The organism is Flavobacterium sp. FG139 (genome assembly GCF_057809695.1).
Genome location: NZ_JBMDKL010000019.1, coordinates 1 through 22,377, shown reverse-complemented (window position 1 = coordinate 22,377; position 22,377 = coordinate 1). Strand labels below are relative to the sequence as shown.

Genomic DNA, 22,377 nt, shown 5'->3' with positions numbered 1-22,377 from the left:
AATTTTAAAAGACTTATTTTAAGATAATCACAAATCGACATTATTACCACATATTTTAGCTGTTGTCTAACTCTATTTGACAACAGCTTTTTTATTTTTGCAGGAAATATGATTACTATGAAAGTCGGAATTGACAGCATTACTTTTGATATACCCAAACTGCATTTACCTATTAAAACGCTTGCAGAAAATCGAAATATAGAACCTGATAAATTAATAAAAGGCCTTGGACTTCAAAAAATGAGTTTTCCAGATGTGTATCAAGATGTGATCACTTTTGGAGCAAATGCCGTTTATAAATTAATCCAACAGGAAAACCTAAACCCAAAAGACATTGCGCGAATTTATGTTGGTACTGAAAGTGGTGTCGACTCTTCTAAACCCATTGCAACCTATATTACTGCACTTTTAGAACAACAGTTGGGCGATGGTAGTTTTAAATATTGCGATACTTTAGACATGACTTTTGCGTGTATCGGAGCTGTGGATGCGTTACAATCCACTCTCGATTTTATTCGTCTAAACCCAACCCAAAAAGCCATAGTAGTTGCCACAGACAATGCCAAATACGATTTGAATTCAACTGGAGAATATACTCAAGGCGCTGGCGCTGTCGCCATGTTAATTTCGGCTAATCCAAGAATTCTATCGTTTTCAAACAAAGTTGGCGTTTCGGCACAAGGTGTTTTTGATTTTTTCAAACCAAGACGGTATGCTTCCAAAAATGAAATTCTAAATACCGATGATAATCCCGAATGGTTTGGAATTTTGGAAAATGAAGTGGCATTCTATAAGGAACAACCCGTTTTTGACGGATATTATTCTAATGAATGTTACATCAAACGAACTTCTGAAGCCTATATCCATTATAAAGAAATCACCAATCAAACGAATGCTTTGTATCAGAACTGGGAGAATATTTTGATGCATCTTCCCTATTGTTTTCAGGCGCGTAGGACTTTTGTAGAGATTTATGCTAAAGAAAATAATCTGACTGATGACCTCAAAACAATTGCTAAAAGTGCTGAGTATATAGAATTTGTAACAAAAACTATTTTTCCATCAGAAATTGCTTCGGGTCAAGTAGGCAATATGTATACAGGTTCAATTTTTCTTGGCATGTTATCTACCTTGAGTTTTCATTTGCAAAACAATACCGAATTAACCGGTAAAAAAATGGGGTTCATTGCCTATGGTAGTGGTTCGAAAGCAAAAGTGTTTGAAGCCGAAGTAGCCTCCGAATGGAAATCAGTAATCGCTAAAACTAATTTGTTTGAAACCTTAGACCAATCGTCTGAGATTGATTTTGGCACCTACATTTCACTGCATAAAAAAGAAAGAAAGCATCCTGTTTTAGAACCTAAAAATGAATTTGTTTTAGATTATATCGAAAAAGAAAATCCTGTTTTAATGGGTGCTCGATACTATAAGTTTGTTTAATTCCCAAGTAGAAATTGCATTGGAATCGACAACCGTTTGTTCCAAGATTTTTCACTGTGATCGGCATCTTCAAATTTTTGAGTCATCCAATTTGTAGCGGTAAATCCCTTAGATTGCATGATTTCATCTACTTGTGGTTGTAGGGTTACATACAAGGCGTCTAAAGTTGCCGTTCCGTAATCAAAATAAATTTTGTGATTTTTAGGATTTGGCAAATGCTTTTTCAAGTATTTAAAAAAAGCACCCGGAATTGGATTGTGTTCTAAACTAAAAATTCCTGGCCAATGGGTTGACATACATATGGCACCACCAAAGACTTTTGGATATTCACAAATGGCATACATCGATATCAAGCCGCCCATGCTGCTTCCTGTAATAAAAGTGTGCTTTTGATCGGTGTAAACCGAATACGTTTTATCAATCATAGGCTTTAGTTCTTCAACTAAAAATTTTAAATAGTTATCCGAATTTATTTTGCCATTATGAAACACACTCTGCCCATTACTCCTATTGGCATTATAAATGGAATCTTGTTGGGTTTGAGCCAGACTTTCAAAAGGTTTTTGAGGAAAATAATCGATATGACGCGTTTGTGAATCAGAAGCCACACCAACTACAATAACCTCTTGAATCCTTTTCTCTTTTGTCAATTTGGACAATACATCATCAACATCCCAAGCTTGTTTGTTCCAAGTTGTTTCAGCGTCAAATAACATTTGTCCGTCGTGCATGTACAACACAGCATATTTTTTAGAAGTTGAATAATTATCCGGTAACCAAACATCAATATTTCTAACGGTTACGTAGTTAGATTTAAAATTTTCGATTCTATGAAGAGTTCCAGATACCACTTTGGGTATACTTTGTGAAAAAACAAATTGTGAAACCAACAACAATCCTAATAAAATAGTATTTTTCATAATTAATCGATTTAACATTATCCCAGCCAACCGTCTCTATCCAAGCTTCTATATTGAATAGCTTCTGCAATATGATTGGAATGCACTTTATCTGATGCTTCCAAATCGGCAATCGTTCGAGCCACTTTCAAAATTCTATCATAAGCACGAGCCGAAAGATTCAATCGCTCCATGGCAGTCTTTAACAAATGTAGGGAAGCTTCGTCTAAAACACAATATTCTCGTATTAATTTTGAACCCATTTGAGCGTTATAATGAACCTTATCTGTGTGTTCAAAACGTTTCGATTGGATTGCTCTTGCGGCTATTACTCGGCCTCTAATGGCAACACTGCTTTCCGATTTTCGGGTTTCTGTTAGTTTTTCAAAGGGTACTGGAGTAACTTCAATGTGAATATCGATTCGATCTAAAAGTGGTCCTGAAATCTTACTCATATATCGTTGCATTTCATGTGGAGAAGAACTTTGTGGTGCGTCTGGATCGTTGAAATAGCCACTCGGACTCGGATTCATACTTGCTACTAACATAAAAGATGACGGATACGTGATAGTAAATTTAGCTCTCGAAATGGTTACTTCCCTATCTTCTAAAGGCTGGCGCATAACTTCCAGTACTTCTCGTTTAAATTCGGGTAATTCGTCTAAAAACAAGACTCCATTATGCGATAACGAAATCTCTCCGGGTTGCGGATAACTACCTCCACCAACTAACGACACACTCGATGCCGTGTGGTGCGGACTTCTAAACGGACGCTGACTTAACAACCCAGCATTCTTAATTTTACCTGCAACCGAATGAATTTTGGTTGTTTCTAAAGCTTCTTTCAGCGTCATTGGAGGCAAAATACTCGGTAATCGCTTGGCTAACATTGTTTTTCCTGAACCTGGCGGACCTATAAGAATAATATTATGTCCGCCTGCCGCAGCAATTTCCATACATCGTTTAATCGATTCTTGACCTTTGACTTCTGAAAAATCGAATTCTGGAAAATCTGAAGTTTTATCAAACTCTTCTCGCGTATTAATTACAGTAGGTTCTAATGTCCCTTTTCCTTCAAAAAAGTCGATTACTTGCGTTACATTCTCAATGCCATAAACCTCTAAACCTTCCACTATTGCAGCTTCTTTTACGTTTTGAATTGGAAGAAAAAAACCTTTAAATCCTTCTTCATAAGCTTTAATGGCAATCGATAAAGCACCTTTGATGGGCTGTAAACTTCCATCCAGAGACAACTCACCCATTATAACGTAGCGCTCTACTTCTTCAGTTCGAATCTGACTTGAGGCCATTAAAATTCCGATAGCCAAAGTCAAATCATAGGCAGATCCTTCTTTTCGTAAATCGGCTGGCGCCATGTTGATGGTGATTTTTTTTCCCGGTAACTGATAACCGTTATTTTTGAGTGCAGCAGCTATACGATAACTGCTTTCTTTTATGGCATTGTCTGGTAATCCTACCAAATGGTATCCAATACCTTTATCGATATTTACTTCTACTGTTATTGTGGTGGCTTCAACACCAAAGACGGCGCTTCCAAATACTTTTACTAACATGGCTTATATTTTTAATTGGCTTATACTAATACTAATACTAATACAAATATAAAAATATTAACGTTAATAGAAAATATAGCACATTAATTCAATAGAAAATTCATATTTACTAACTATACAACTATAAGAAATAAAAATATTTTAATATAAATTATCATTGATATAAAACAGAATTTTATAAAAAAATGAAATAAAATTAAAATTTAACAAAATAAATAAAACTCTACTTGGAAATTCCTCGTAAATGGAATTACCCAAACTACCTAACAATGATTAACGAAGAAAAAAGACTAGAAATTCTCTATCAGTATGATATACTTGATAAAGAAGCAGAGGCAGAATTTGACAACATAACTTACTTAGCCTCAACATTGTGCAACACGCCTGTATCTACAATTTCATTAATTGACAAATACCGTCAGTGGTATAAATCAAAAGTAGGATTAACTCTTGACGAAGTTCCAAGAGAGGTTTCTTTTTGTTCTATAGCTATTGCACGTTCAGCAGAAACTGTTGTGATTGAAAAATTAATGGAGGATGCTGAATTTAGAAAAATAGGATTAATTAATGGTTTTACCGATGAAGGATTCTATGCTGGTGTTCCAATCAAAGACAAGGATTCAGGTGCTATTTTAGGAACATTATGTGTTATAGATAATGTAAATAAATCATTGACCGAAAAGCAAATTAAATCATTAGAAATACTTGCAGTTCAAGCTTCTGAGTTATTTAAAATCAGAAGAAAATACGATAACTTAAGAGAGTATAATGAAGATTTATATTATAAATACTCAGAATTAGAAAAATTTGCCGGAGTGATATCGCACGACATGAAATCTCCATTAAATAACATCATTTCAATTATTGGATTGATTAAAGAAAACTCTGATTCGGAATACCGCAATGAAGATAAAGAATATTTGTATTTGATTGAAGAATGTTCATTACAATTGAAAAAATATGTTGATGGTGTTCTATCCTATTATAAATTAGATAATGTAGATTTAACAACTAAAGAAGAGTTCAAAATTAGCGAGGTTATTGATGAAATAAAATCAATGTTTAAAGTCAGTCCGAACATTACCATTAATTTTTCAAGTCCCTATTGTTCTCTTAAAATTAGTAAATATGCTTTGATTCAAATCTTAATGAATTTAGTTGAAAATGGAATTAAATACAATAATAAGGAACAAATAATTATTGATGTGGACTTTACTGAAAGTCCAGAAGAATTGATTATTGAAGTTTCAGACAATGGCATTGGTATGAAATCAGAACATTTTGAGGATATTTTTTATACATTCAAAAATTTGAATATTAGAGATAAAAATGGAGATTATGGTACTGGCTTAGGTTTATCTTCTGTAAAGAAAATTTTAGATCGAATAAATGGTGAAATAAAAGTAACCTCTGAAATAAATGTAGGCACCACATTTACTATTAATATTAAAAAATAAAAAAAAGTCTGTTGAATCAACAGACTTTTTTTTATAGAAGTTATTTATTGAAATTAGCCAAACCTTCTTTCAGCCAATTTTCATATAATCTAGGATCTGGATCATAACTTGTAGTTGGCGTTTCTGCATTCAAATTAGTTCCTTCAGCATCAACCAAAACATATAAAGGTTGTGTGTTGGTTTTATATTTCGTTATCATAAAATCGGTCCATTTATCTCCAATGGTTACAATTTCAGCACCTGTTGATTTTGAAATAAATTGTTCGTTTTTTGGTAAATCTCTTTTATCATCAGCAAACAATGAAATGATAACGACATCGTTTTTCAAAATTTTGGAAACGTTAACATCGGTCCAAACATTATTTTCCATCTTTCTGCAATTTACGCAGGCATGACCCGTAAAATCTAATAAAACTGGTTTTTTAATTTCCTTGGCATAAGCCAACCCTTTGTCATAATCTGTAAAAATTAATAATCCGTGTTTGTTGCGCTCTGCTCCATCGGGTAGTTTTTCATTTGATATAAATCCGGATGAACCACCAACGCCATTCGGACTTTCACTATATTCTTCAGACGGTGGAAAAGCACTAATTAATTTCAAAGGAGCGCCCCAAAGTCCCGGAATCATGTAAAATGTAAAGGACAAAACCAATAAGGCTAGCATCAATCTTCCTACCGAAATGTGAGTTATTGGCGAATCGTGAGGAAGCGTAATTTTTCCTAACAAATAGATTCCCCATGTTCCAAAAATAGCAATCCATATGGCTAAAAAGGTTTCTCTTTCAAAATGATGCAACTGCAATACTAAATCGGCATTGGATAAAAACTTGAACGCTAAGGCTAATTCTAAAAATCCTAACGACACTTTTACCGTATTCAACCACCCACCCGATTTTGGTAACGAATGCATCCAACCTGGAAACATCGCAAACAACATAAAAGGTAACGCCAAAGCCGATGAAAATCCCAACATTCCAACTACTGGAGCAATACCTCCATTAGAGGCCGCTTGAACTAAAAGCGTTCCAACGATAGGTCCAGTACACGAAAAAGATACAATGGCCAAGGCTAAAGCCATAAACAATATACCTACAATTCCACCTCTATCCGCTTGTCGATCGACTTTATTAGCCCATGAATTTGGCAACATAATTTCGAATGCTCCTAAAAATGAAGTGGCAAAAACAACTAATAAGACAAAGAAAATAACATTAAACCAAACATTGGTAGAAAGTGCATTTAAAGCATCGGCGCCAAAAATTGCCGTAACTGCTAATCCCAAAACAACATATATAGCAATAATTGAAATTCCGTAAATAATGGCGTTTCGTTTTCCTTGTGCTGGAGTTTTACTTTGTTTGGTAAAAAAGCTCACCGTCATCGGTATCATAGGAAACACACAAGGGGTTAACAATGCAGCAAACCCTCCTAAAAAAGCCAAGAAAAATATGGCTAATAAGCCTTTCTTCTCTTCTTTTTTAGGTTTAGAAGCCGTTGGAGAAGTCGCTTCTTTTTTAACTTCTGAAGCTAAAGAATCTACTTTTGTTACACTTTGTTGTGTGGTATCAATAGTAGAAACAGCAGGATCGGCAGAAGATACAGCTACAACTGGCAACACAAAATTCAAGTCAATATTATCATTTACACACACATTTAAACACGCTTGAAAGTCAACATTGACCACAATTTTGGCACACTTCGGATTGATAATTTTAACCTTTTGTGTCAAAGTAGCTTTGTTTTCGAAATAATATTCGTCTACTCCAAAATCTTTATTAAACTCTTTTTTATAGGGAGTTTCTTTTGCTTTACCCATCAATTCGAAATTGCCCTTCTGATTTTTAAATGTAAGAGTAATTCCCAACGGACCATCGGCTGGAGTGAATTGAGAATACATGTGCCAACCTTCTTCAATAGTGGCATTCATAACTAAATTGAATTCGGTATCTGAAACTTTTTCAAGATTGGATGTCCATTTTACAGGATGTTTAACCTGTGAATTTCCAGTTGTAAAAGCTAAAAAAGCTAAAAGTATAAAAACTATTTTCCTCATTATTGCAGTTGTATTTGTAGTTTATTTGTTGTTTTATTTGTTATTTTAAACCGTTCGTCTTGTCGTTTTCCAATTATCCAAACAATTTGATTTTCAGAACATAAAATCCATTGATTTGATTTATCAATTAAAGACATTTTTTCATCTTTAAAATACTTGCTCAATTTCTTTTTACCTTGCATTCCGAATGGATAAAAATAATCGCCTTCGTCCCATTTCCGAATCGTTAACGGAAATTGCAATGCGTCTTCATCAACAAAGATAGTATTTGCATCGGTAACCGAAATGTCACTTACATTACAAAACGTTATATTTAAGGGAACTTTAACGTCTTTATGACCCTTTTCAATCAAAAACACTTCTGAATCCTTCTTTTCTTCTTGGGCAAATAGGATTAAAAAACCCCTATCCTTCAATAAAATATAGTGTTCTGAAAATACCTGTTTACCCGATTGCGCCTGTGCTAACGCATAAATATCATTCCAAGCAGTGAATCCGAAATCTTTAAGCCATTGGTATAAATAAGCACCATAATTGGGCAATTGAAGTAGTTTTTTCAAATCAAACCAAATGGTGCCGTCTTCTTTTTCTGTAACAACTTCTCGATAAACGATGTATTCTCCATCATTTACAATCGATTGTGCTTCCTTTAAATAACTTTGTGTTTTTTGAAAAGAATCCAAAAAAGTAGGATTGATTTCTTTTAAAACAGGAACAATCTGATGTCGAATCTTATTGCGTAGATATTTATCAGAAGCATTGCTAGAATCTTCGCGCCATGACAAATTATTTTCTTTGGCATACGTTTCAATTTCTTCACGAGAAAAAGGTAATAACGGCCGAACAATTTGATCGTTTTGAGCCGGAATTCCTGTTAAACCATCCAAACCGGTACCGCGAGAAAGATTGATTAAAAAGGTCTCTAAATTATCGTCGAGATGATGACCTGTTAGTATGAAATCAAATTTATATTGCGCTAATTGCTCATAAAACCAGGCATAACGTAACTTTCGTGCAGCAACTTGAATAGATGTTTTAGAATCTTCGGCAAATTGTTTGGTATCAAACTTTTCTATGTAAATCGGAATCTGTCTTGCTTTGCAAAATGCTTTCACAAAATCTTCATCACCGTCACTTTCAGAATTTCGCAACGAAAAATTACAATGTAAAACAGCAATATCATAATTCATTTTATGAAATAAATCCAATAAAACCATGCTATCAATACCACCACTAATCGCCAAAAACAAGCGTTTTCCTGATAAAAAAGAAAAATTAGTAACTAAGTGGTTTTGTAATTTTTGTAGCATCTTTCAAAAGTAAGAAATATAATTAACTCAAAACAGCAAACATGGCTTTGGCTTTCAACAAACATTCTTCGTATTCGCTTTCAGGCTCGGATAACGAAGTAATGGCGCTTCCAACAGAAAAGGAAACGTATTGATTTTTAGCATTATACAGTATACTTCGGATTACAACATTAAAATCAAAATCACCATTGGGTGCAAAATAACCTACGGCTCCGCTGTACAATCCGCGTTTGGTTTCTTCCAGATTTTCAATAATTTGCATCGCCGAAATCTTAGGTGCGCCTGTCATGCTTCCCATTGGAAAAGTAGTTCTCAAAATTTCTACAGGTGAAGTCGTAGGATCTACTGTAGAAACAACCGTTGAAATCATTTGATGTACTTGTTTGAAAGAATAAATACCACAAAGTTCTTCTACGGTCACCGAACCTTTAGTGGCGGTGTGTGATAAGTCGTTTCGAACCAAATCAACAATCATAATGTTTTCGGAGCGCTCTTTAGGGTTAGCCACTAGTTCGTTCTTAGATTGTTCGTCTAAAACAGAATCCAAATAACGTTTTGCTGTACCTTTTATGGGTTGGGAAATGACTTTAGCAGCTTCTTTCTTTAAATAACGCTCAGGTGAAGCAGAGATCAAAAACTGATCATTGTTTTTAAAATACACTGCAAATGGTGGTTCAGAAATAGCATTCAATTTTTGATAAACTTCCAAAGGATCAATTAATGCCTTTTGAGCAAAGAATTCCATACAAAAATTGGCTTCATAAATAGCGCCATGATGGATATGTTCTAGCATTACCTCAACTTTAGACAAGTAATCGTCTTTAGCAATACGTTGCTGAATATTCATTTTATGCGAAGGCACAAGGTTGTCTGAATTTTTAATGCTAGAGATTTCATTAAAATCATCTTCCATTTCATCATCACACAGGTATAAATACTGAATTTCAAGTTGGTTTCCTTTTAGTAAAAAAAGCTTCTTAGGCTGAAAAAAAAACAAATCAGGAAACTCTAACCCATCAAAGTTATGGGATTGTAAGTTTTCAGTATCATTTTTTAAATCGTATGACAAATAACCAAACAACCAATCTTTGGTTTGACTTTGGTATTGATGCAAATCTTCAAACGCTTTTTCGTAATCGGTTTTAAGGGACGTAAACGCATCAACGGCAGCAACACAATCATAACTGGAATAGTGTTGATGGTACTCATTAGAATCTAAAAAAACTACTTCTCTAAACGAATTGGACCACAACAAAAGTTGTTTTACAAATTCGGATGGTTTGGCAATAGATTTAGTTATTGTGGTTCTCAATGGACAAATTTAATTTGCTCAAAATTACAACAAATTTATTTTAAGCTAAACGTAAGTTTTTAATTTTTTGGCACGGTTTTTAGTTTATCCAAACAAAACCAATATTCACTTAAAAATCATTTTATATATTGATAATAAATCTACTTATAATCTTTTAGTTAAATACAATTACATCAATAATAACTTAAAATGAATTTTTATGAACAGAAACACCAAATTCGCATTTGCTTTGCTACTAGTTGGCATCGCAATTTCCTGTAAACAAGCAGAAAAAGAAAACGCAATCGCTGCGGTAGACACTAGCGAAATGAGCGCCGACAGCACCAGTGTAATTTCGTCATCGGCAGCTGTACAACCCAAGAACAGTACTCGTAAGTTTGTGAGAACTGCCGACATCAAATTTAAAGTTAAAAATGTTTACAAATCGACTAATATAATTGAAGATGCGACTAGTAAATTTGGTGGTTTTGTAACTTATACCAACCTACAAAGCACTATTAACGACGAAGACAAAACTAAAATTAGTCCCGACAGCACTTTGGTTACTACAAAATATACCGTTGAAAATAACATGACCATTCGAGTACCCAACACCCAGTTGGATACGGTCATCAAAACCATAGCCCAGCAAATTGGTTTTTTACATTACCGTGTGATCAAGGCCGATGATGTAACTTTACAAATGTTATCCAATAAAATGGCACAACACAGAAGTGTTACTACCGAAAAAAGAATCGCTAATGGCATTGACACCAAAGGCAAAAAACTCAATCAAATTATTGATGCTGAAGAAAATTTAGAGGCTAAAAAAGAAGCCAATGATTCTAAAACTTTAGAAAATTTATCTTTAAAAGATCAAGTAAACTTTAGCACCTTAACCCTATTGGTGTATCAAGATCAAACCATCAAACAAGAAATGGTGGCAAATGAAAAAAGCATTAATGCCTATCGACCTCATATTGGTTTGCAAGTGTGGGACAGTGTAAAAACAGGCTGGTTTATGCTAGAAAACATCATTTCATTTCTGGTGGTATTATGGCCATTTGCTTTGATTGGCAGTATGGGATATTTAGGATATAAAAAAATTCTGAAAAATAAATCTTGAAAACTTTGTTGATAAACCACTCATTAGCAGTGGTTTTTCTATTTCAAATACCTCTTATATTTGTTGTACTAATCAATTAAACTTTAAATTATGAAAATTGCAACACTCATTGTTAGACTGCTTGTAGGTGGGCTAATGCTTTTTGCATCATTATCGTATTTCTTTAAATTTGGAGAACAACCAGCACCTGTTGGAGATATGAAAACAGTAATGGAAGGATTTATGGCTTCCAAATACATTTTACCATTGGCTAAGTCGGTGGAACTTATTGCAGGATTGACAATTATTACCGGAAAATTCATGAAAATTGGGGCTGTAATTTTGGTTCCAGTGACGTTAAACATTTTATTAATAAATGTCTTCTTAATGCCTGAAGGAATTCCGATTGCAGCAGCCTTATTTATAGGAAATCTATTTTTGATTTATGCGAAATGGGATAGTTATAAAGGGATTTTTACTGCATAAATAAAAAACCTGACAGGATGTTGAATCTTGTCAGGTTTAATTATATAATGTAAAAAACAAATTTTAACTTACACGTGTAACGCTCTATTATCTGTAGCAGCCAAAGCTGCTTCTTTAACAGCTTCTGCAAATGTTGGATGCGCATGACTCATTCTTGAAATATCTTCAGCAGATGCTCTAAACTCCATAGCAGTAACTGCCTCAGCAATTAAATCGGCACAACGAGCACCAATCATGTGAACTCCAAGAACCTCATCGGTTTTGGCATCGGCTAAGATTTTTACAAATCCATCAATATCACCTCCTGCACGAGCTCTACCTAAAGCTTTAAATGGAAAACTTCCTGCTTTATAAGCAACACCATCCGCTTTCAATTGCTCCTCTGTTTTACCAACAGCAGCTACTTCAGGCCAAGTATATACCACGCCCGGAATCAAATTATAATCAATATGTGGTTTTTGACCTGCTAAAATTTCAGCAACCATTACACCCTCTTCTTCCGCTTTGTGTGCCAACATGGCGCCACGAACTACATCGCCAATAGCATAAATATTCGGAACGTTCGTTTGCAAATGATCATTCACTTCTACCATACCTCTTTCAGTTAGCTTCACTCCTGCTTTATCAGCATTCAATCCGTCTGTATACGGACGACGACCAACAGCAACCAAAGCATAATCACCTTCTAAAGTAACGATTTCACCTTTAGCATTTTCGGCTTTAACGGTAACTACATTTCCTTTTCGGTCAACCGATTGTACTTTGTGAGACGTATAGAATTTCATGCCTTGTTTTTTCAACACTTTGGTCAATTCTTTCGAAAGACCAGCATCCATTCCAGGAATAATACGGTCTAAGTATTCTACTACTGAAACCTCTGCACCTAATCTTAAGTATACTTGACCCAATTCGATACCGATAACACCACCACCAATAATCACTAAATGTTTAGGTACTTCTGGCAATTTTAAGGCTTCTGTTGAAGTAATGATACGCTCTTTATCCAATTTAATAAAAGGTAAACTCGATGGTTTAGAGCCGGTAGCGATAATGATATTTTTAGCTTCAATAGTTTCTGAAGTTCCATCTGCTTTGGCAATAGCCACATGAGTTGCATCTACAAAAGAACCCAATCCTTCAAAAACGGTAATTTTATTTTTATCCATTAAAAACTTAACGCCACCACTGGTTTGGTCAACAACTGCTTGCTTACGCGCAATCATTTTTTCCAAATTTACTTTCACTGCTCCCGAAACTTCAATTCCGTGATCGGCAAAATGTTGCAATTCTTCATAATGGTGTGAAGAGGCTAACAATGCTTTAGAAGGAATACAACCTACATTTAGACAGGTTCCACCTAGAGTTGAATATTTTTCGATAATGGCAGTTTTAAAACCTAATTGGGCACAACGAATTGCCGAAACATATCCGCCTGGACCCGAACCTATGATGACTACGTCAAATGAACTCATGTTATATTATTTAGTGTGTTTTTAAAAATTGTTATGCAAAATTACGAATTAAAATTCAATAGCAATTACAAAAACAAATACAAAAATCAATTTCAATTTCAACAACAAAAACAGTAAGAGAACCAATAATCTTTTGATATAAAAACAAATAATCTTTCATTCCAACGAAGCAACTATCTTTCCAAAGAAACAAACCTAAAACCCTTTTAAACCCTTGCTACACAAAGAAAACGATTTCGTAGATTTATTTTTTTTATGATAATTATCAGCTTATTTAACCGCTTACTATTGGAACTTTGAAGTATAAAATTAAGCCTATAATACGTTAAATAAATTAAAAAATCTTTTCATCATGAAAAATATCAAAATCATACAAGAATTACACGAATTAGGAATAACCGGATATCATGAAGTCGTATACAATCCAACTTACGAAGAATTGTTTCAAGCCGAAACGTCTCATTTTAGAAAAGGATTTGAAAAAGGTGCCCTAACCGATTCTGGTGCTGTAGCTGTAAAAACAGGTATATTCACAGGTCGTTCTCCTAAAGATCGTTATATAGTAAAAGATGACATTACCAAAGACACCATTTATTGGGACGATAAAGTAAACTTCCCAACTACTCAAGAAGTATGGAGCGAGTTGAAACATTTGGTTTTAAAACAACTTTCTGCTTCTAAAAAATTGTATGTGGTCGATGCCTTTTGCGGAACCAATGCCGATACTCGATTGAAAGTACGTTTTGTCATGGAGGTCGCATGGCAAGCACACTTTGTCACCAATATGTTCATTCGTCCATCTATTTATGAATTGGAGAATTTTGGCAAACCCGATTTTATTGTGATGAACGGATCTAAGACCACCAATCCCGATTGGCAAAAAATGGGATTGAATTCAGAAAATTTTGTGTTGTTCAATCTTACCGAAAAAATTCAAATCATTGGCGGCACTTGGTATGGTGGCGAAATGAAAAAAGGAATGTTCTCTATGATGAACTATTATCTGCCACTGAAAGGCATGGCATCTATGCACTGTTCTGCTAATGTAGGCGAAAAAGGCGATGTTGCTATCTTCTTCGGCCTTTCTGGAACAGGTAAAACAACACTTTCTGCCGATCCAAAACGCTATTTAATTGGTGATGATGAACACGGCTGGGATGACAATGGTGTTTTTAACTACGAAGGCGGTTGTTATGCTAAAGTAATCGATTTGTCTGAAGAAAACGAACCTGATATTTGGAGAGCTATCAAACGTGACGCTTTGTTAGAAAATGTAGTCGTTAACGAATATGGCGAAGTCGATTATTACGACCATTCCATCACTGAAAACTCTCGAGTATCCTATCCCATTTACAACATCAATAAAATTGTTCTTCCTTCTAAAGCAGGTCATGCAAGCAAAATAATCTATTTATCTGCCGATGCTTTTGGCGTATTACCTCCAGTTTCTATCCTGGATGAAGATCAAGCACAATACCATTTTTTATGTGGATTTACCTCTAAATTAGCCGGAACTGAATGTGGAATAACTGAACCGCAACCCTCATTCTCTCCTGCTTTTGGTGAAGCGTTCTTAACCTTGCATCCAACGATGTATTCTAAAACATTGGTCGCCAAAATGAAAGAACACAACGCCAAAGCCTATTTAGTTAACACCGGTTGGAACGGCACAGGAAAACGTATTTCTTTAAAAAACACTCGTGCGATAATCGATGCCATCATTGATGGAAGTATTGAAAATGCAGAAACTGTAAAAGTTCCTTTCTTGAACTTAACTGCTCCAAAAACATTAGCTAATGTTGATGATATTTTGGACCCAAGAACAACCTATGCCGATGCAGCAGAATGGGAAACTAAAACTAAAAAATTAGTAGCCTTGTACAATAAAAACTTTGAACAATATACGAATACAGAAGAAGGCAAACGATTGGTGGCAGCTGGCCCAAGTTTATAATTTTTTTTGGAATAAGCCACTAATTTAACACTATCTTAGTGGCTTATTATTTTAACTTTCTAAATAATGAAACCTAATCTCGTTGATATTGACAAAGAGGCTAACGAAACCTTAGAGGTTTTAGCCGAAATTGTAGTGTTATTGCACTCAAGCGGTACACACAATGCACGCATTACTAGAAATATTGAACGAATAGCCAAAGGTTTAGAATACAATGTAGAATTAGTTTTAATGTTCAACGGAATAGTAATTTCAATTTATAAAGATAATTCTGAAAAAAAATATACCTTATCAAAAAGCATCAAATTAAAAGGCATCAACTTCGAAACCGTTTCTGAAATCAGTATTTTATCTTGGGAAGTTCTAGAAAATAAAATAGGATTAGCTACAATTAAGTCGACTTTAAAAGACATCAAGCATAGAATTGTTTATCAAACAAAAACAATTTACAGCGCTATTTCCCTAGCAACAGTAGCACTTTGTCTTTTATTCAATGGTGATGGATTGCAAGCTTTAATTGCATTTATATCAACTCTTACCGGCTTTGGGTTGCTCCGCTTTTTCAGGTCAAAAAGTTATAATACTTACTTTTCTGTTTTTCTAGTTACGATAGTATCGGTTTCAATAATTCATGTTCTCGGAGCTCTTTTCAATATAAAAGTCGAAGAAGCACTTGCGGTTTCTGTGCTTTACTTGGTGCCTGGTGTATTTTTAATCAATTCGTTTATCGATTATCTCGAAAGTTTTATTGAAGCCGGAAGTTCTAAATTAATTTACAGCTTACTAATCATTTCGGCCATTGCTAGTGGATTTTTCTTCAGTAATTATTTATTCCATCAAGAAAATTCGGTTCCTATTCTTTTTGATTTTTCTGAGCTGCAAAATACAATCACCATGGACCAATCAAATTCCAACAGCCTTGTATTACTATCAAAATTCATTTTAGGAGGCATCACTTCTGTGGGATTTGCGATTTTATTCAACACTCCAAAACGTGCTTTATGGGTAGTTTTTTTATTAGGCGGATTAGGTTTTATGCTAAAATATTATCTCAATGTTGAACTAAATTTCGGACAAATATTTGCTGTGTTCTGCGCTTCTTGCTTCGTGGGAATTTCTGGAATGTATTTTGCCCATCGCACTCATACTCCGCCATTAGTTTTTACCATTCCAGCCGTAATCAATATGATTCCAGGCTTGTTAAGTTACAAATTCATGATGGGCATGATTAATTGGGTTATGAACCCCAATGGTGAACCTCAAAGGGTAGACGATGTAATTCAAACGTTCAGTTTCGGAATTTCGGCAATATTTATCGTATTTGCACTAGCCTTTGGTGTAGCAATTGCTACTATTGTTTTCAAAAATCATTCGGTAAAGGGAAATGATTTAAACCGATTAATTGAATTTTACTTCCAAAAAAAACAGTCAAAATAAATAACAATCTACACTATAAAAGCTGTAGTATTTTTAACTTCACCAATCATAAACGTACTGTGTGTACTTCCTATATGCTGCAAAGTAGTCAGTTTGGTTACCATAAACTCGCGGTATTCTTCCATGTCTTTAACGCAAATTTTTAAAATATAATCATAATCACCACTGACGTGAAAACACTCCAATACTTCAGCAAGCTGTACCACTTCACTTTCAAATTTGGTTAAAAAATCTTTCGAATGTTGAATAAGCTTGATATGACAAAACACCACAAATCCTTTATTGATTTTGTTTCTATTCAACAAAGCAACATACTTATCAATGATGCCCTCACGTTCTAATTTTTTAATTCGTTCATACACCGCAGTAACCGAAAGATTAAGTTTTAAAGATAACTCTTTAGTGGTTTTCTTGGTATCCGACTGAAGCAATTGCAAGAGTTTTTTATCGGTAACGTCCATTTTATTTTTGGATTTAAATATTGAAAGTTTAAAATTGTTTGTGTAAAGGATAAATTTTCATTTTAATATGCCTTTTAATCTATAATATTAAACTAATATAGATTAAAAATCTAATATTTTTCAAATGTATTGAAAATATGAAACATATTAAACAACTTTGAACATTATTAAACAAACTAAACACTATGAACGACTTCAACCCTGCCGATAAAATTCAAGACTTACAATATTTTGGCGAATTTGGTGGTGTAAACCCATCCATTTCCGACTCGTCAACCTATACCTTTCTTTCGGCTAAAACCATGTTTGACACCTTTGAAGGCAATGCCGAAGGCTGTTATCTTTATTCACGTCATTCGTCACCCAGTAACTTATACCTCGACAAAGCTTTAGCGGCTATGGAAGGAACCGAAACGGCCAATGTATCTGCTTCTGGAATGGGCGCCATTACGCCAACATTGCTACAACTGTGTCAAGCTGGTGATCACATTGTCTCGAGTAGAACCATCTATGGCGGAACGTATGCTTTTCTAAAGAATTTCGCACCAAGATTGGGTATCAAAACTACTTTCGTAGACATTACCAAACTAGATGTTGTAGAAGCCGCTATCAATTCAAGTACAAAAGTATTGTATTGCGAAACGGTAAGTAATCCGTTGTTGGAAGTTGCCGATATTGCTGGTTTGGCTAAAATTGCTAAAAAACACAATCTGAAATTAGTCGTTGACAATACGTTTTCACCCTTATCGGTAGCGCCAATTAAACTAGGCGCCGATATTGTCATTCACAGTTTGACCAAATACATCAATGGAAGTAGTGATACTGTTGGAGGTGTTACCTGTGCTTCAAGAGAATTCATCAACAGTTTGAAAGATGTAAATTCGGGAGCAAGCATGCTTCTTGGTCCAACCATGGACAGTTTGAGAAGCGCTTCGGTAATGAAAAACTTGAGAACGCTCCACATCCGAATGAAACAACACAGTTATAATGCGTTGTATTTGGCTACTAAATTTGAAAACGACGGATTAAAAGTGGTGTATCCAGGTTTAGCGAGCCATCCAAGTCATTCATTATACAAATCCATGATCAATCCAGAATACGGTTTTGGCGGTATGATGACTATCGATGTCGGAACTATTGATAAAGCCAACGAGTTAATGGAATTAATGCAAGAAAAAAACCTCGGGTATTTAGCCGTAAGTTTAGGGTTTTACAAAACATTATTCTCGGCTCCTGGCACTTCAACTTCATCTGAAATTCCATTAGAAGAGCAACTAGAAATGGGATTGACCGATGGATTAATTCGTTTCTCCATAGGATTAGACAACGATATTGAAAGAACCTATCAAGCCATGAAAGCTTGTATGGTAGCATTAAACGTTTTGTAAAAAAACCAATCCTAAATAATAATCCGCTTGAGAATTATCTTGAGCGGATTTTTTTATTTAAATGTTCTACATTTTATTTTTACAAAAATTTATCTACATATGTAACTTTTTGCTGTGTTAATCGTTATCTAATAAATCCTAACAAACAATGATAAAATCCATACAACTTCAAAAGATAATAACCACCATTTTGATACTAACAACTGTTACTTTAGGTTTCGGTCAAAAAAGCAATGCTACCACACTAAATGAATCTAATCTCACAGGAACTTGGATTTTAAAACTCAATCCAAATCAAACAACTGTAACTTATACCAGAGAATCCAACAGCACTGTATTTGGCTCTAAAATTACATTTTTAGAAAATGGAGCGTTCATCAATTCTGTTATACCGCCTTGCGGCAATGATTTAAAACTACATCATCAAAAAGGGAATTGGAAATTAGATACTGTAAACTTGGTTTTAGAAATTGAATATCTAGAAAATACAACAATCCCAAGAAAATATAAAATAATGGCATTTGATATTAACAAACTTACTTTATTGGAATTGAGAGAAAATTAAACCTCAAACTTGCTTGTGATTCAGTTCTGTTTCCTACTATTGTAGAATATAATAATTAAAAATGTCAAAATCAGTAGTTTTTATTTTATGTACAATTTTGATGCATTTCAACCTCAATGCACAAGATACTAACGGACTAGCAACTCTAAAAGATTTAGACACCACCGAAAATTTAGTACGTCCTTACATAGGACGACTAGAAGTCATCAAAAAAGCAATACTATTAAGCGATATTAACGGCGATAAAGTTCCTGATAGTGCCTTTATAGAATATAAACGTGTACTAATTGCGGATAAAGATTTAGGTAACAATCTTGCCAAAGCAACCGATAGCACTTATGTAAAAGAATGCGGTCAAAATGTGTGCTACTGCCGAATTAAATTCAACAGCACTATTCCTGAAATCATTATTGAAGCCTATAGTATTGACATAAAATCTACTGAAGATGTAAACGGCGATGGCAAAGCCGAACTCTTAATTTTTAGGGAATTGGAGCAATACAACTGGGGAGTTTTGAGTTTGTATTCCTTTTATAACAACCAATGGCGGCTATTAAATGAGGTGAACGTATTTCTTGATGACGATCCAGCTTACGAAAATCGAATTGTCAAATTAGGTTCCAAGTTTTATATTTTTAAAGACACTTGGAATAAAGATTTTACAATTATCAGCAGAAAAAAGGTTTTGGTGAAATCCATAAAATAGGTTAAAAAACAAAGTTTGATTCTACTAAATGTTTTTAAAATTAGGGTTGCATCAATTTCAATATCACAGATAAAAAAACTCCCATTTTTTTTCTTTATTACTACATTTTTCACTACTTTAGTACTTTCATTTATACGCCTATGTCAATTATTATCAGGAAAATATGGCACCGTGATGCCTTTAGAATTGGAATTTATTTTGATTACAATTCTGAAATTATTTCAAAATTAAGAACTATAAAAGCCGCTTTTAGTAGTACCAATAAATGTTGGTATCTTGATTATTCTGCGGCATCCTACGCCTTATTAAAAAATAATTTCAGTACTATAGAAATTGACACTACAACCCAATTATCCAACAAAACGCAATCGGTGACCGGCAAAAGCCGTGACCTTTCACCCATAGCTACAAGCAAAAGTCAGTTAGGCACTTCCCAAAAAGGCAATCCTGAACATAAAACGGCTCTTATTCCGTTTGCACAAAAAATGCGTTTACAATTGTTAGACAGTATCGGTAAATATTGGGTGTTTAAAATGCATTACAACGAAACCATCAGCAAGCAACTTCTGTCTGTAAAAGGAGTATACTGGAATTCGGGTTACAAAGCCTATATGGTTTTACGCAACCCAAAGGTTAAAGAAAATGTAGAGAACATCTTAATGACATCGCCTTTTTTTGGAGATGATTACATCTCAAAAGACATCAATTACAGAGGACAAATGATTCGGATTCTTCCGCATCCAGAAGATAGCGCTTGGATAGAAGTTTATGTTCCTAAGATCATAGCCGTTCACGAAAAACTAAAACGCTTTTCAATGGCCCGCTACAGCAAAATTAAAGATTGCTATTTATTGCCTGCTGCGCCAATTGTTTTAGAAAGTATTCAACTTCAAATGGAAGCGTTTGAAATACTAGTCAACAACGAATTACCCAAATTGTATTTGCAGAAAAAACATTTGCCAAATAAGAAAAAACAAGATTTAACCAAGACTAAAGAAAACATTTTCAATAGAGTTCCCGAAAAAGGAATGCCGTATATATCCGATTTTGTGGATCAACTATTGGCTCTGAATTACAGCAGTTCAACCTTGTTAACATACAGTAGTAGTTTCATACAATTCATGAGACATTTTGACTTTGAGAATCCCGAATTGATCACCCATAAAGAAGTCATAAAATATTTAGGCTCATTAATGGAACAAGGACTTTCGGCAACATCAGGACACAGTATGGTGAATGGATTACAATTCTACTATAAGCAAGTATTGGGTAGAAGTTCTTTCGAAATCAGTATTCCACGACCAAAAAAAGAGAAAAAATTACCTTCTGTATTGACAATGGAAGAATGTTTAAGAATATTTCAAGTAGTCGACAATCCAAAACACAAGCTATTGCTATTAATTGGTTATGGTGCCGGACTTCGAGTAAGTGAAATTGTGCAATTAAAATGGAGCGATATCTTATTTAGCGAACACAAAATTCACATCAAAAATGCAAAAGGCAAGAAAGATCGAATGGTAATGTTACCCTACTCTATTGTACAATCACTGGAGATTTACAAACAACTGTACAAAGGAACCTATTATGTGTTTGAAGGACAATTTGCAAGTGAACCCTACAGCACTGGTAGCGTACAGCAAGTAATGCGAGACGCCATCAAGAAATCGGGCCTAGAAAAAAAAGCAACAGTACACACGCTGCGTCACAGTTTTGCTACCCATCTATTAGAAAACGGCACAGACATAAGATACATCCAACAATTCTTAGGGCACTCCAGTATTAAAACCACCACCATCTACACGCATCTTACCAAAACAGCAGTCGATAAAATCCAAAGTCCACTAGACCGAATGGTAAATGTAAATAGTAACAAAAAAATCAATGACCACTAAAAAACATTCAAAAAGATGTATATCTTTGATGATATTTACTAGTTGGAGCGATATTTTAGAATATCCAAAAGACAACGTTTAGTATTTTAAAATAATATAAGTTTGATTATGAAACTTCTTAAATATTTTTTTATCTTTTTTTTAATCTCTTGTACTAAAAAGTATACTACCGTTGAAGAGTATTCTAACTATCCTGTGAAATATGCAAAAACACAAATTTCTTATCCTAACAAAGATTTTTCAATAACAATTCCTAAAAATTGGGAATGGAAAATTGAAGATTATCATAATAAGAATATCTTACTAGCAATAGATATCGGGAAAACTGATTCAATAACTAAATATACTAGGATAATGTCGATTGTTAAATATAAAAGTTTTGAAAATAACACAGATTTAGAACTTGAATATAAATCGCTCTTGAAAAATAACGGAAAGACAATTGAATATCCAAAAGCAATAGAATCCGGAAAAACAAAACTTTTAAAATATGATTCCTATTTCATACACACAAAATCTGAAAATGAAAATTCACTAGAATCAATATTTTTCATTGTAAAAAGTAAAGAAAAAGGAGTTTTTTATCAACTATATGCAGGTTGTCAAATAAAAGATGATTTAAAAACAAATATGAGTATGATGATAAAATGTCTTGAGAGTTTTGAACATAATTAAAACATCGCCCAACACAGGTTTTGCGCTATTGCTTGGCTTGGGATTTTCGGAAATCATTAGTGAATATTTTTTTTCTTTTAATCAGGTTTTTTCTTTCAAAGTTTTAGGTATATTTGTTATCGTCAGTCTTGAAAATACGCAACAGCGCAAAGCCTGGGAACGTTAGTGGCAATTTATGACGTATATCTTTAAAAAAGCAATGAAATACTTGA

General features: G+C 34.2%; 18 protein-coding genes. 11 read left to right on the top strand and 7 right to left on the bottom strand.

Annotation, left to right across the window (positions count from 1 at the left end; genetic code table 11):
* The first annotated feature begins 117 nt into the window (after nt 1–117).
* Nucleotides 118–1,440 (top strand): hydroxymethylglutaryl-CoA synthase family protein, encoded by a 1,323-nt coding sequence (locus tag ACODSI_RS13915; protein WP_488917468.1) that lies wholly within the window; start codon nt 118–120, stop codon nt 1,438–1,440.
* On the opposite strand, the gene ACODSI_RS13910 is transcribed toward ACODSI_RS13915, so the two are convergent.
* A complete protein-coding gene (locus ACODSI_RS13910; RefSeq protein WP_488917467.1) occupies nt 1,437–2,360 on the bottom strand; it encodes an alpha/beta hydrolase in 924 nt (307 codons plus the stop codon). The genes ACODSI_RS13915 and ACODSI_RS13910 overlap by 4 nt on opposite strands.
* A gap of 17 nt (nt 2,361–2,377) precedes the next feature.
* The gene (locus tag ACODSI_RS13905; protein ID WP_488917466.1) at nt 2,378–3,913 is read right to left on the bottom strand and encodes a YifB family Mg chelatase-like AAA ATPase; all 1,536 of its coding nucleotides are present in this window, start codon (nt 3,911–3,913) and stop codon (nt 2,378–2,380) included.
* Between the two features lie 269 nt (nt 3,914–4,182).
* Here ACODSI_RS13905 and ACODSI_RS13900 point away from each other — a divergent pair, with 269 nt between their 5' ends.
* Nucleotides 4,183–5,370, top strand: coding sequence for a sensor histidine kinase (locus tag ACODSI_RS13900; RefSeq protein ID WP_488917465.1), 1,188 nt, complete (start codon nt 4,183–4,185; stop codon nt 5,368–5,370).
* A gap of 40 nt (nt 5,371–5,410) precedes the next feature.
* Here ACODSI_RS13900 and ACODSI_RS13895 read toward each other — a convergent pair whose 3' ends face one another.
* Genes ACODSI_RS13895 through ACODSI_RS13885 form a run of 3 tightly spaced genes read right to left on the bottom strand, consistent with a single transcriptional unit; the run spans nt 5,411 to nt 10,045 of the window.
* Complete coding sequence (locus ACODSI_RS13895) at nt 5,411–7,423, bottom strand: protein-disulfide reductase DsbD family protein (RefSeq protein WP_488917464.1); 2,013 nt, start codon at nt 7,421–7,423, stop codon at nt 5,411–5,413.
* The gene (tilS, locus tag ACODSI_RS13890) at nt 7,423–8,733 is read right to left on the bottom strand and encodes a tRNA lysidine(34) synthetase TilS (RefSeq protein WP_488917463.1); all 1,311 of its coding nucleotides are present in this window, start codon (nt 8,731–8,733) and stop codon (nt 7,423–7,425) included. The genes ACODSI_RS13895 and tilS overlap by 1 nt, the downstream gene beginning before the upstream one ends.
* Before the next feature lie 22 nt (nt 8,734–8,755).
* Nucleotides 8,756–10,045 carry an anthranilate synthase component I family protein gene (locus tag ACODSI_RS13885; protein WP_488917462.1) on the bottom strand — a complete coding sequence of 430 codons (1,290 nt, stop codon included), beginning with the start codon at nt 10,043–10,045 and terminating at the stop codon, nt 8,756–8,758.
* A gap of 199 nt (nt 10,046–10,244) precedes the next feature.
* Between ACODSI_RS13885 and ACODSI_RS13880 the strand changes: the two genes are divergently transcribed.
* Together ACODSI_RS13880 and ACODSI_RS13875 are read left to right on the top strand one after the other, a co-directional pair.
* Nucleotides 10,245–11,150, top strand: coding sequence for a DUF4349 domain-containing protein (locus tag ACODSI_RS13880; protein WP_488917461.1), 906 nt, complete (start codon nt 10,245–10,247; stop codon nt 11,148–11,150).
* 90 nt (nt 11,151–11,240) lie between these two features.
* Nucleotides 11,241–11,615, top strand: a complete 375-nt coding sequence (locus tag ACODSI_RS13875; RefSeq protein ID WP_488917460.1) for a DoxX family membrane protein — start codon at nt 11,241–11,243, stop codon at nt 11,613–11,615.
* 68 nt (nt 11,616–11,683) lie between these two features.
* On the opposite strand, the gene lpdA is transcribed toward ACODSI_RS13875, so the two are convergent.
* Nucleotides 11,684–13,087, bottom strand: a complete 1,404-nt coding sequence (gene lpdA, locus ACODSI_RS13870; RefSeq protein WP_488917459.1) for a dihydrolipoyl dehydrogenase — start codon at nt 13,085–13,087, stop codon at nt 11,684–11,686.
* Nucleotides 13,088–13,439: 352 nt separating this feature from the next.
* On the opposite strand from lpdA, the gene pckA reads away from it, so the two are divergent.
* Together pckA and ACODSI_RS13860 are read left to right on the top strand one after the other, a co-directional pair.
* Nucleotides 13,440–15,041, top strand: coding sequence for a phosphoenolpyruvate carboxykinase (ATP) (pckA, locus tag ACODSI_RS13865; protein WP_488917458.1), 1,602 nt, complete (start codon nt 13,440–13,442; stop codon nt 15,039–15,041).
* Between the two features lie 66 nt (nt 15,042–15,107).
* A complete protein-coding gene (locus ACODSI_RS13860; RefSeq protein ID WP_488917457.1) occupies nt 15,108–16,478 on the top strand; it encodes a threonine/serine exporter family protein in 1,371 nt (456 codons plus the stop codon).
* Between the two features lie 8 nt (nt 16,479–16,486).
* Here the strand turns inward: ACODSI_RS13860 and ACODSI_RS13855 are convergent, their stop codons facing one another.
* Nucleotides 16,487–16,939 carry an Lrp/AsnC family transcriptional regulator gene (locus tag ACODSI_RS13855; RefSeq protein ID WP_488917456.1) on the bottom strand — a complete coding sequence of 151 codons (453 nt, stop codon included), beginning with the start codon at nt 16,937–16,939 and terminating at the stop codon, nt 16,487–16,489.
* Between the two features lie 185 nt (nt 16,940–17,124).
* Here ACODSI_RS13855 and ACODSI_RS13850 point away from each other — a divergent pair, with 185 nt between their 5' ends.
* From ACODSI_RS13850 to ACODSI_RS13830, 5 genes are all read left to right on the top strand, one after another.
* The gene (locus ACODSI_RS13850; RefSeq protein WP_488917455.1) at nt 17,125–18,327 is read left to right on the top strand and encodes an aminotransferase class I/II-fold pyridoxal phosphate-dependent enzyme; all 1,203 of its coding nucleotides are present in this window, start codon (nt 17,125–17,127) and stop codon (nt 18,325–18,327) included.
* A 148-nt stretch (nt 18,328–18,475) separates the two neighbouring features.
* Nucleotides 18,476–18,892 carry a hypothetical protein gene (locus ACODSI_RS13845; RefSeq protein WP_488917454.1) on the top strand — a complete coding sequence of 139 codons (417 nt, stop codon included), beginning with the start codon at nt 18,476–18,478 and terminating at the stop codon, nt 18,890–18,892.
* Between the two features lie 61 nt (nt 18,893–18,953).
* Entirely contained in the window at nt 18,954–19,598 is a 645-nt protein-coding gene (locus ACODSI_RS13840) for a hypothetical protein (protein WP_488917453.1), read from the top strand.
* Nucleotides 19,599–19,738: 140 nt separating this feature from the next.
* Nucleotides 19,739–21,490: a tyrosine-type recombinase/integrase gene (locus ACODSI_RS13835; protein ID WP_488917452.1), complete on the top strand. Its 1,752-nt coding sequence runs from the start codon at nt 19,739–19,741 to the stop codon at nt 21,488–21,490.
* Nucleotides 21,491–21,598: 108 nt separating this feature from the next.
* Entirely contained in the window at nt 21,599–22,165 is a 567-nt protein-coding gene (locus tag ACODSI_RS13830; protein ID WP_488917451.1) for a hypothetical protein, read from the top strand.
* The last annotated feature ends 212 nt before the right edge of the window (nt 22,166–22,377 follow it).

What these genes read in the sequence shown, in the direction of transcription:
- pckA (WP_488917458.1), top strand. Translation starts at nt 13,440, where the DNA reads ATGAAAAATATCAAAATCATACAAGAATTACACGAATTAGGAATAACC.
- ACODSI_RS13915 (WP_488917468.1), top strand. Translation starts at nt 118, where the DNA reads ATGAAAGTCGGAATTGACAGCATTACTTTTGATATACCCAAACTGCAT.
- ACODSI_RS13905 (WP_488917466.1), bottom strand. Translation starts at nt 3,913, where the DNA reads ATGTTAGTAAAAGTATTTGGAAGCGCCGTCTTTGGTGTTGAAGCCACC.
- ACODSI_RS13840 (WP_488917453.1), top strand. Translation starts at nt 18,954, where the DNA reads ATGTCAAAATCAGTAGTTTTTATTTTATGTACAATTTTGATGCATTTC.
- ACODSI_RS13830 (WP_488917451.1), top strand. Translation starts at nt 21,599, where the DNA reads ATGAAACTTCTTAAATATTTTTTTATCTTTTTTTTAATCTCTTGTACT.
- ACODSI_RS13895 (WP_488917464.1), bottom strand. Translation starts at nt 7,423, where the DNA reads ATGAGGAAAATAGTTTTTATACTTTTAGCTTTTTTAGCTTTTACAACT.
- ACODSI_RS13875 (WP_488917460.1), top strand. Translation starts at nt 11,241, where the DNA reads ATGAAAATTGCAACACTCATTGTTAGACTGCTTGTAGGTGGGCTAATG.
- ACODSI_RS13880 (WP_488917461.1), top strand. Translation starts at nt 10,245, where the DNA reads ATGAACAGAAACACCAAATTCGCATTTGCTTTGCTACTAGTTGGCATC.
- tilS (WP_488917463.1), bottom strand. Translation starts at nt 8,733, where the DNA reads ATGCTACAAAAATTACAAAACCACTTAGTTACTAATTTTTCTTTTTTA.
- ACODSI_RS13910 (WP_488917467.1), bottom strand. Translation starts at nt 2,360, where the DNA reads ATGAAAAATACTATTTTATTAGGATTGTTGTTGGTTTCACAATTTGTT.
- ACODSI_RS13835 (WP_488917452.1), top strand. Translation starts at nt 19,739, where the DNA reads ATGTCAATTATTATCAGGAAAATATGGCACCGTGATGCCTTTAGAATT.
- ACODSI_RS13850 (WP_488917455.1), top strand. Translation starts at nt 17,125, where the DNA reads ATGAACGACTTCAACCCTGCCGATAAAATTCAAGACTTACAATATTTT.
- ACODSI_RS13900 (WP_488917465.1), top strand. Translation starts at nt 4,183, where the DNA reads ATGATTAACGAAGAAAAAAGACTAGAAATTCTCTATCAGTATGATATA.
- lpdA (WP_488917459.1), bottom strand. Translation starts at nt 13,087, where the DNA reads ATGAGTTCATTTGACGTAGTCATCATAGGTTCGGGTCCAGGCGGATAT.
- ACODSI_RS13845 (WP_488917454.1), top strand. Translation starts at nt 18,476, where the DNA reads ATGATAAAATCCATACAACTTCAAAAGATAATAACCACCATTTTGATA.
- ACODSI_RS13855 (WP_488917456.1), bottom strand. Translation starts at nt 16,939, where the DNA reads ATGGACGTTACCGATAAAAAACTCTTGCAATTGCTTCAGTCGGATACC.
- ACODSI_RS13860 (WP_488917457.1), top strand. Translation starts at nt 15,108, where the DNA reads ATGAAACCTAATCTCGTTGATATTGACAAAGAGGCTAACGAAACCTTA.